This is a genomic window from Arthrobacter sp. 10T413_2 (assembly GCF_056394205.1).
The window spans coordinates 1-8,837 of record NZ_JBFTHK010000172.1; the positions used below are offsets into that span (position 1 = coordinate 1).

7 protein-coding genes and 1 pseudogene are annotated in these 8,837 nt (G+C 67.1%); 4 read left to right on the plus strand and 4 right to left on the minus strand.

Going from position 1 to position 8,837, the window contains the following annotated elements; genetic code table 11:
- Positions 1-345: pseudogene (locus tag AC1DBQ_RS19225) on the plus strand (cation diffusion facilitator family transporter); the annotation flags it as partial.
- A gap of 23 nt (positions 346-368) precedes the next feature.
- Here the strand turns inward: AC1DBQ_RS19225 and AC1DBQ_RS19230 are convergent.
- Together AC1DBQ_RS19230 and AC1DBQ_RS19235 are read right to left on the minus strand one after the other, a co-directional pair.
- Positions 369-2,672: a putative bifunctional diguanylate cyclase/phosphodiesterase gene (locus AC1DBQ_RS19230; RefSeq protein ID WP_476930031.1), complete on the minus strand. Its 2,304-nt coding sequence runs from the start codon at positions 2,670-2,672 to the stop codon at positions 369-371.
- Positions 2,673-2,841: 169 nt separating this feature from the next.
- A complete protein-coding gene (locus AC1DBQ_RS19235; protein ID WP_091248015.1) occupies positions 2,842-3,144 on the minus strand; it encodes a DUF4193 domain-containing protein in 303 nt (100 codons plus the stop codon).
- A gap of 284 nt (positions 3,145-3,428) precedes the next feature.
- On the opposite strand from AC1DBQ_RS19235, the gene AC1DBQ_RS19240 reads away from it, so the two are divergent.
- Together AC1DBQ_RS19240 and AC1DBQ_RS19245 are read left to right on the plus strand one after the other, a co-directional pair.
- Positions 3,429-3,674 (plus strand): hypothetical protein, encoded by a 246-nt coding sequence (locus AC1DBQ_RS19240; RefSeq protein ID WP_476930032.1) that lies wholly within the window; start codon positions 3,429-3,431, stop codon positions 3,672-3,674.
- 114 nt (positions 3,675-3,788) lie between these two features.
- A complete protein-coding gene (locus AC1DBQ_RS19245; RefSeq protein ID WP_476930033.1) occupies positions 3,789-4,502 on the plus strand; it encodes a response regulator transcription factor in 714 nt (237 codons plus the stop codon).
- On the opposite strand, the gene AC1DBQ_RS19250 is transcribed toward AC1DBQ_RS19245, so the two are convergent.
- Together AC1DBQ_RS19250 and AC1DBQ_RS19255 are read right to left on the minus strand one after the other, a co-directional pair.
- Positions 4,447-5,925, minus strand: a complete 1,479-nt coding sequence (locus AC1DBQ_RS19250; RefSeq protein ID WP_476930034.1) for a sensor histidine kinase — start codon at positions 5,923-5,925, stop codon at positions 4,447-4,449. The genes AC1DBQ_RS19245 and AC1DBQ_RS19250 overlap by 56 nt on opposite strands.
- Before the next feature lie 299 nt (positions 5,926-6,224).
- Positions 6,225-8,138 carry an amylosucrase gene (locus AC1DBQ_RS19255; protein WP_476930035.1) on the minus strand — a complete coding sequence of 638 codons (1,914 nt, stop codon included), beginning with the start codon at positions 8,136-8,138 and terminating at the stop codon, positions 6,225-6,227.
- A 161-nt stretch (positions 8,139-8,299) separates the two neighbouring features.
- On the opposite strand from AC1DBQ_RS19255, the gene AC1DBQ_RS19260 reads away from it, so the two are divergent.
- On the plus strand, positions 8,300-8,837 hold a 538-nt coding region (locus AC1DBQ_RS19260; protein ID WP_476930036.1), incomplete at its 3' end, for an ABC transporter permease.

The window sequence follows — 8,837 nt, forward strand, 5'->3', positions numbered from 1 at the left end:
CTGGTGGGCATCCTGCTGGCGGCAGTCGCAGTCGTGCTCATCGACCGCAACCGGCGCTTCCTCGTGGGCCAGGCAGTGACCAGCKATATTGAGGACAGCATGGCCCGGCGGCTCCTCGAACACCCGGAGATCGAGCGCATCACCTACCTGCACCTCGAGTTCGTTGGCCCGCGCAAGCTCTACGTTGTGGCGGCAGTGGACATGCAGGGGGACCAGCGGGAACACGATGTCGCCGTGGCACTGCGCCGGGTTGAACGCGAACTCGAGGACCACGAAACAGTCGAGGAAGCGGTCCTGACACTCGCTACCGCGGACGAACCGTCGCTGGTCTTTCCCGCCGGCTAAGACCGGTAAAGGACGGGGCTGCGCTAGGAATCTGCCGCCGACGCTGCCGCGCCGGCCGGTGGTTGCAGACGCGGCCCCGAGGTCAGCAGTGCCTCAAGCACAGGGGACGGGCTGGGACTGGCCAGGAGGAAGCCTTGTCCCATGTCGCAGCCGAGCGAGCGCAGGAGACCGAGCTGTCCGGTGTCTTCGATGCCTTCGGCGATGACGGCCAGGTTCAGCTTCCGGGCCACTTCCAGGATGCCCTCAARCATCGCCGCCGCCGGAGCGTCCCCGGGCAGCCCGGAGAGGAATGAACGGTCGATCTTGAGGATGTCCGCCGGCAGCACCGCCAGAGTGCTCAGCGACGAGAACCCGGTTCCGAAGTCGTCGATGGCGATGCGCACGCCGAAGCTCTTGAGCCGGTTGAGTGCGCCCACCCCGCCATCGGCGCTCGTGGCCAGKGCGGATTCGGTGACCTCAAGGATGACCTTGTCGGCCTGGGCCGCGGGCTGGGACAGGATCCGCTCGAGGGCCGCKAGGTTCCTGTCGCTGGACAACTGCAGCGTGGAGAGGTTCACCGAAACCCAGATGTCTGCGGGGGTGCCCGGGGAGCGGCGCCAGCCGGCGACATGCCGGGTGGCTGTGTCGAGGACCCAGCAGCCGATGGGGCCGATTTCGCCGGTTTCCTCCGCCAGGGGGATAAAGTCCGCAGGGGACAAGCGGCCGAGGGTCGGGTGCTCCCAGCGGACCAGGGCCTCCACGCCGACAATCCCGCCGGTCCGGAGGTCAACCACCGGCTGGTAGTCGAGGCGCAACTGCCCGGCCTGAACGGCAGTGGCGAGATCGGCCCGGAGGGCGGCGCGGTACGTCATTTCGTCGTAGCCCCGGGCATCGAAGAGCTGGTAGCGGCCCTTGCCGCCATGCTTGGCCATGTACATGGCGAAGTCTGCCTGCCGCATCAGCTCGGCCGGATCTGCCGTTGCGGCGGTACGCTGCGCGGCTCCCATGCTGACCGTTACCTTGAGCCTGACCTCGTCGATCGAGAACGGCTCCCGCAGCGCATCCTGGATCCGTCCGGCGACGTCGTCCGTAGCCGTGCCGGCGTCGTCCAGGACGACGATCGCGAATTCATCGCCGCCCAGCCGGGCGACGAGGTCATGACCGCGGACGCAGCCCCGCAGCCGTTGCGCCAGCTGAATGAGCAGCGCGTCGCCGCCTTCATGGCCGAGCGAGTCGTTGACATCCTTGAAGTCGTCGACGTCGATGATCAACAGGCCCTCGTGCCGGCCCCCACGCCCGGTGCGTGCATTGTCGGTGTGAGCGTTCCGGGCGTCCGCATCCTTGATGTCCGGGCCAAACGCGGAAGCGAGGCGTTCGGTGACCACCGCCCGGTTGGCCAGCCCCGTGAGGGGATCATGCGTGGCCCGGAAAGTCAGTTCCAGGTGGCTGTCGTGCACCGTGGCGGCCATGGAATTGAAGGCCTCGGCCAACTGGCCCAGCTCGTCATTGCGGACAACGGAGATCCTGTGGCTGTAGTCGCCGGCCTGCAGCTTCAGGACCCCCTGGTACAGCCCCTCGATGGGGCGCATCAGGTATTTGGTCATCCGGCGGSGGAAGTAGAACACGCCGACGGCGGCAAGCGCGAAGAGAGCCGTCCGGCCGGCCACCACCATCTGCTGGAGCTGGGCGCCGTAGGCGACGCCGTCGTCGAGCGCGTCCAGGGAGGCGCGACGGACGTCGGCCAGCAGCGCGCGCGCCGTGGCCCCGGAGGCGGCGAATGCCGGGACCTCAGCCACGTGGTTGCCGTGCAGGACGGCCACCTGGCTGCCCCAGAGACCGTGCGCCGACAGTCCCTCCTGCCACGAAACGCGGGCCTCGCGGACTGTGGACCGCATGCCGTGTTCGTCCGGCAGCATCACCGCGGCCGCATCGAACCGGGCGGAGATGTCCTCTTGCTGCTCCAGGAAGGCCGAGGTTTCTACGGGCGCCGAGGACAAGAGTTGCAGGCCGGCTTGTTCGTGGGCGTCAAGATCGGCCCGCAACTCGGCGATCGCTTCGGACTCGACGCGGTGCTGGGCGGCGGCCCGCTGGATCTGATCCGTGACAACACGCACGCCCACCACGGTTGCCGCGGCCCCGGCCAGCAGGGCCAGCAGCATCAGCATGAACGCCCGGGACCACTCGCGCTTCAGGCTCCCGCTGCGGGCAKGCCTACGGCGGCGCGTCGGACGGCCKGTGCGTCCCGTGGCGGGCACGGCAGCGCCGCCGGAAGGCCCCGGCGTCGTGGCGGCGGCGTTCGACGGCGACGCAACAGCTGGGTCCGCCAACTTGCTGTTGGAGTCACTCATGGGGTCAGCCTCCGGCCACGTGCCGGCACTCGCCGCATCGTCAATCAGGAGCGTAGCCGAACGCGCCCCGACGGGTCATGTCTGGCGGCTTCCTGACACTATTGTGAAGCGTGTGACAGAAGTGCAGTCGGAGGACGACCGCCACGGTCACGCTGAACCCCGTCGGGGCTTAGCTGAGGCAGTCCGCGCAGTACGCGTGCCCGTCCTTCTCCTTGGCGAGCTGGGACCGGTGCCGGACGAGGAAACAGGAATAGCAGGTGAACTCATCCTCTTTCTGCGGGATGACCGTGACGGTCAGCTCCTCGCCGGACAAATCCGCACCCGGGAGCTCTACGCCCTCGGAGGTATCGGCCTCGTCGAGCTCGCGGACGACGCTCCGCGCATCGGGCGCGTTCGCCGAACGGAGAGCCTCGAGGGAAGCGTTACGAGATTCCGCAACGTCGGAGCGTACTTCGTCATAATCGGTTGCCACCTGGTGGTACTCATTTCCGTTGCTGGGTGTTGGATCGGGAGCCTCTGACGGATCTCCGGGATTGAACGGTACAGCATTACACCGGGTGAATGCTGGGGACAGGGGGAGTCGCGGCAGTGACGCTCGTGACACCCGGCGGAAGCAGCCTGCCCCGCCCCCCTTTGACTTCGTTCGCTACTGGTCACACTGGCGTCATGTGCCGTTCATTTGCGTGCCCTAGCCTGAATCCTTAGGGACCATCCAGCACGGGCACCATCCGCATCATCCGCCGGGAGGGATTCACCATGGCCGACATCGCTGCAGTGCTGGGACGGCTCACACCGGACGAACTCGACGAATTGCGGTCCCTCGGTCCCAACGGGCACCTGACCCGACGCCTTACCGATGCCCTCGATCGCGCGGCAGGCGGTCCCGGGGCCGGGCGCGGCTACTACGTCCCCAACGGGAGCGTCAGTTCCACCGGAGGCCCGCACATGATTCTGCGCAGCGACGTGTCAGGCTGGCTGTTCGGACCGGCCCGGCCGGCTTAGCGGGCGGCGGCTCGTATCGAGCGCGTGCCCAGGCCGTGCGCCGGGACACGCAGGATTCTCCACCCGGACCGGCCCGCGAAGGTCCATACTTCTCTCAAAGAGAGGGGTCCTGGATTGCGGATTCTGATGGTTGAGGATGAGCGCGCACTTGCGGAAACGGTCCGCCGCGGGCTGAAGAACGAAGGGTTCGTCGTCGACGTCGCCCATGACGGCGTCTCCGGKCTCCTGGCAGCGCTCGAGAATCCCTACGATGCGATCCTCCTGGACCTCATGTTGCCGCGAATGAACGGCTATGACGTCCTCAAAGAACTGCGGCAGCGCAAAGTCTGGACTCCMGTCCTGATGCTCACGGCCAAGGACGGCGAATACGACGAAACCGACGCCTTTGACCTGGGAGCGGACGACTATCTCACGAAGCCATTCAGCTTCCTGGTGCTGGTGGCCCGGATCAGGGCGCTGATCCGGCGCGGAGCACCCGCCCGGCCCGTCGTCATGACAGTGGGCACGCTGACGCTGGATCCCGTCAACCGCAGCGTCCGCCGAGGGGAAACCGTCATCAGCCTCACGGCCAGGGAGTACGGGCTCCTCCAGTACCTGATGCGCCGGCACGGCCAGATCGTCTCCAAGGTGGAGATCCTGCAAAACGTCTGGGACCCGGCGTTCGAGGGCGCGGACAACGTTGTGGAGGTCTACGTCAGCTACCTCCGGCGCAAGATCGATGCCCCCTTCGGTCTCCACACGTTGGCCACCGTGCGCGGCATGGGCTATSTGCTCAAAGCCGACCCGATCCCYGAGTMGTCTCCTGCCGTCCGGAGTCGAGGAGACTGAGGGCTGCCTCCCCGGCAGGGTCCGGGCTGGGAAGGGTAATCTCAAAACGGCAGAGCCCCGGCGGTGCGTCGGCGGGACGGATGGTCCCGTGATGGGCGGCGACAATTTCCGCGGCGATGGCCAATCCCAGTCCGCTGCCGCCGCCGTCCCGGGAGCGGCTGCCGTCGAGCCGGACAAAGCGTTCGAAGATCCGGTCCCGGTCAGCCTCGGGAATGGGGTCGCCGTCGTTCTCTACCGTGATGACGGCCCGGCCTCCGGTGGTGTGCAGGTCCACGACGATCCGGGACAGGGCATGGCGATCGGCGTTGTCCAGGACGTTCCGCAGCACCTGGGCCAGCCGGCGGCCGTCGCCGCGGATCCGGGCCGGGACGAGGTCTGCTGAAACCTGGTGGCGGCTGGTCGATCGAAGCCGGCGGATCTCCTGGTCCACGACGTCGTCAAGGTCCACGTCCTTTTGTTCCACTTTCAGGCCGCCGTCATTTGCCTTGGCCAGCGTCAGCAGGTCCTCCACGAGGAAGCTCATGCGGTTCGTCTCCTCAGCGAGGACATCTTTCATGTGCAGCCACATCGCCCCGGTGGGGTCCGCCGCCGCGATCTCGATTCCCGCTTTGAGCGTTGCCAACGGGCTGCGCAGTTCGTGGCTGGCGTCCGAGACAAACCGGMGCTGTTCAGTGTCCGAAGCTTCCAGCCGGTCCAGCATCGTGTTCATGGTCAAGGCCAGGGCCCGGACTTCATCGTTGGTCGGCGGCACATCGACGCGCCCGTCCAGCCGCCCTGCATTGATGCGCGCCACCTGGCCCCGGATCCGTTCCACCTGGCGAAGGGAGCGCCCCACCAGCAGCCACACGGACGCTGCCACGGTGAGCAGCAGCACCGGCGTGGCTCCCAGCATGAACCACGCCACCGTCGAGATCGTGTCCGCCTGAATCTGCGACGCCTGGGCCACGACCACCGCGTACTTCTCGGAACCGGAACCCGCACCGACGGTGACGATATGGTAGTTGTCGTTGTCGTCAATGCGGGGCAGGCCCGAGACGTCCTGGATCATGATCTTGCCCGGGCCGGGCCGCTGGGCAGACAGCGGGATGCTGGCGACCACGGGATCCGAGGCGGCCACGACGATCCCGGAAGCGTCAAGCAACTGGACGAACTGGCCCGCATGCGAGGTACCCACGATGTAGGTCCTGGCGTCCTCGATGTCTTGATCCGCCATTTCGGCGATCACGTCCAGCGCCTTCTGCTGTGCTGTGGCTTCGGTGGCCCTGCTCAGGGATGTGTGTAGCAACACCAGCAGGACCAGGCCGCCGAGCAAAAGTGCCAAGGCCACAACGCCGACGGCCGCCGCCGTCGATCGCTTCCGCACGCCCCAACGGCTCGCGCCCGGTCCGGGGGTGCCGCGCGCGGCCTGCTTGCTTGGTGCCATGGTCCAAGGATGCGGCACCGTGCGGCTCCGGACAACCAGGGGACAAGCAATCCGGCCACATTGCCGCGCAGGGCGCCGCTCTCAGTCTCTTCTMAGCGTGATGGGGGACAGTGAGAACAGGACCCGGGACGCCAGCCCCCGCCACAGATTGACGCGGGCCGCCAGCCACGTCCATAGATTCCGGCCGCATGCTCTCCTCAACCAGCGTGCGGCCGGCCAGGCTCCTTTTTACAAGCGCCGCCACCGGCGGTCGGCCGGAGCGGTCGCACCCGCGAAGCGATGTGTGGCGGGCGAGGTCCTTACGGCCTGGGAGTCACGCGGAGCCAGACGAATTGCCGCGGGTCCAGGACAATTCCGGTGTCGAGGCTGACCTTGGCGCCGGTCAGGACGTCGAGGGCGTCCCCCGTGAAGCCGGATAGCGTCACCGCTGACACCTCCTGCGGCCTGTCGCTGAAGTTGGCCAGCACCAGAATCAGTGTGCCGGCTCCGGGGCGCTGGTACCCCAGGACGCCCGGATTGTTCGTGGCAAACCCGATCAGCCGGGTGCCGGCGAGTTCCGGCGTCGTGGACCGAACGGAGACCATCCGGCGCAGCCCGGTGTAGACCGCCCCCGGGGGAGTTTCCGGATCCGTGCGCAACGCGTAGTCCGCAGCCGGGTAGTGCGGCCGGTGCACCCACCGGCTGTCCGCTCCATGTCCTGCCTCGAGGTCATACTGGTAGTCATTGAGCTGGCCGACCTCGTCGCCGAGATAGAGCAGCGGGATACCGCCGGTGCTGAAGGCCACCGAATGGGCCAGCAGGATCCGGTCTACCGCAGCTACTGTTCCGTCCTCCAGCCCGCACAGGGACGCCGTCGTGCCGGAAATCCGGCAGTCGCCGGTGCGGGGGTTGTCCTGGAACGGCACGCCGCGGGCGAAGCTTCCGGGAAAGCGGTTGACGTAGAAGGCATTGAGGAAGCGCCGGTGGTCGAAGCCGTTGATGCCGAGTTCGGCTGCGTCTTCATCCGCGAACGTCCAGCCGATGTCGTCGTGGCTGCGGACATAGTTCACCCAGGACGTGCCGGCCGGGAGGTTGTGCCGCCGGTCCAGGGCCTGCGAAAGCAGCGACACGTCGCGGGTGGCCAAGGACTCCCAGATCAGCGCCATCTGGAGGGGATTGTAGGAGAGTTGGCACTCGGCGGGGTCGATGTACCGTGCCACCTCATCGGGGTGGACGATCGCCTCGGATTTGAACAGCAACGACGGTGCGGCCAGCCGGCACACAGCGTTGAACGCCTGAAGCAKCGTGTGGGCCTCCGGCAGGTTCTCGCAGGGCGTGCCGAGCTGCTTCCAAATGAAGGCGACGGCGTCCATCCGGAGAATGTCCACGCCCTGGTTGGCCAGGAAGAGCATCTCGCCGGCCATGGCCCGGAAGACAGCCGGGTTGGCGTAGTTCAGATMCCATTGGAACGTGTGGAAAGTGGCCCAGACCCAGCGCCCGTCCGGCATTTCAATGAAGGATCCGGGGTGATCGTCCGGGAAGATTTCGCGCACGTTCTGCTCAAACGCGTCCGGCATTGTCCGGTCCGGGTAGATCCAGTAGTAATCGCTGAACCCCGCCTCACCCTCGGCCGCTTTCCGGGCCCATTCGTGTTCGTCGGAGGTGTGGTTGAAGATGAAATCGACCACCAGGCTGATGCCGTTGGCCCGCAGCTCGGCGGCGAGGTCGCGTAGCTGCTGCATGGTGCCCAGCTTCGGGTTGACCTCCCGGTAACTGGAGACGGCGTAGCCGCCGTCGGAATGCGGTTCGGGGGCCAGAAACAGCGGCATGAGGTGCAGATAGGTAAGGCCGAGTTCCTTGAAGTAGGGGATCCGGGCGCGGACGCCCTCCAGGTTCTCTGCGTACCGGTCGACATAGCAGACGCCGCCAAGCATGGTGTTGGCCTGGAACCAGCCGCTGTTGTGCTCTCTTTCAGCGTCGAGGGCCTTGAGATCGGCCGACCTGCCGGCCCACGACMGGGCGGTCTGCAGCACGAGCTCCGTGAGCTGGTCCAGCCAATCGGGCCGTGCGCCGTAGAGATCGTGGAAGAGCCGGAGCAGTACCGGGAAATGGCGGTCGAAGCGTTCTTCGAAGACGGCCCGGTCCGGGTCCTCCCAAGCGACTCCAGGGCCCGAGGCCAGGACGCTGAGCACATGCTGGCGCACCTCGTGATCCAAAACGGCCGGCTCAACCATGGAGGGTCTCCTTCGACGAACTGCGGCCCTCGGCGGCGCCACGACATGTCACATCCTTGCAGACGGACGGAGCGGTACCCAAGCACAAGGGCCGTGTTTCGGCACGCTCGTGCGAGCCCTCCGGAGGTGGCCCCCACGGGATGGGTCTATAGGCTGGCCAGATGACCGAGCCCGCCGCCCTCCTGCCGACGTTGTTGTGCGTCGGACTCCTGATGGTGGTCGCTGTCGGGCTGCTGGCGGCTGCCCGGATCCCGCACAGCGCCGCGCCCGCGCTGGCCATCCTCCGTGGAGCCGCGCAGTTGGCCGTCATCAGCCTGATACTGGGTGGAATCATCACCAGTCCCGCGTGGGTCGGCGCTGCGCTTCTCGTGATGTTCACGGTGGCAGCGGTGACCGCCGCACGGCGCCTGGGCTGGTCCTGGAACCGGCTCGGGGTGGTCGGCGGGGCGATGGCCGCGGGCATCCTGGTGACCCTGGCAATCGATTTCGGCACGGGCGCGATCGCCTTCACGCCCCGGTATGCCCTGGCCATCGGCGGGATCGTGATCGGCAACGCGATGACGATTGCCACACTGGCGGGCCGGCATTTCGCCGAGGCGGTGAACGAGCACTGGGATGAAGTCGAAGCCTGGCTGGCGTTGGGCGCGACGCGGCGCCAATCGACGCTGGAACTGGCCCGGCGTGCGGTCTATTCGGCAC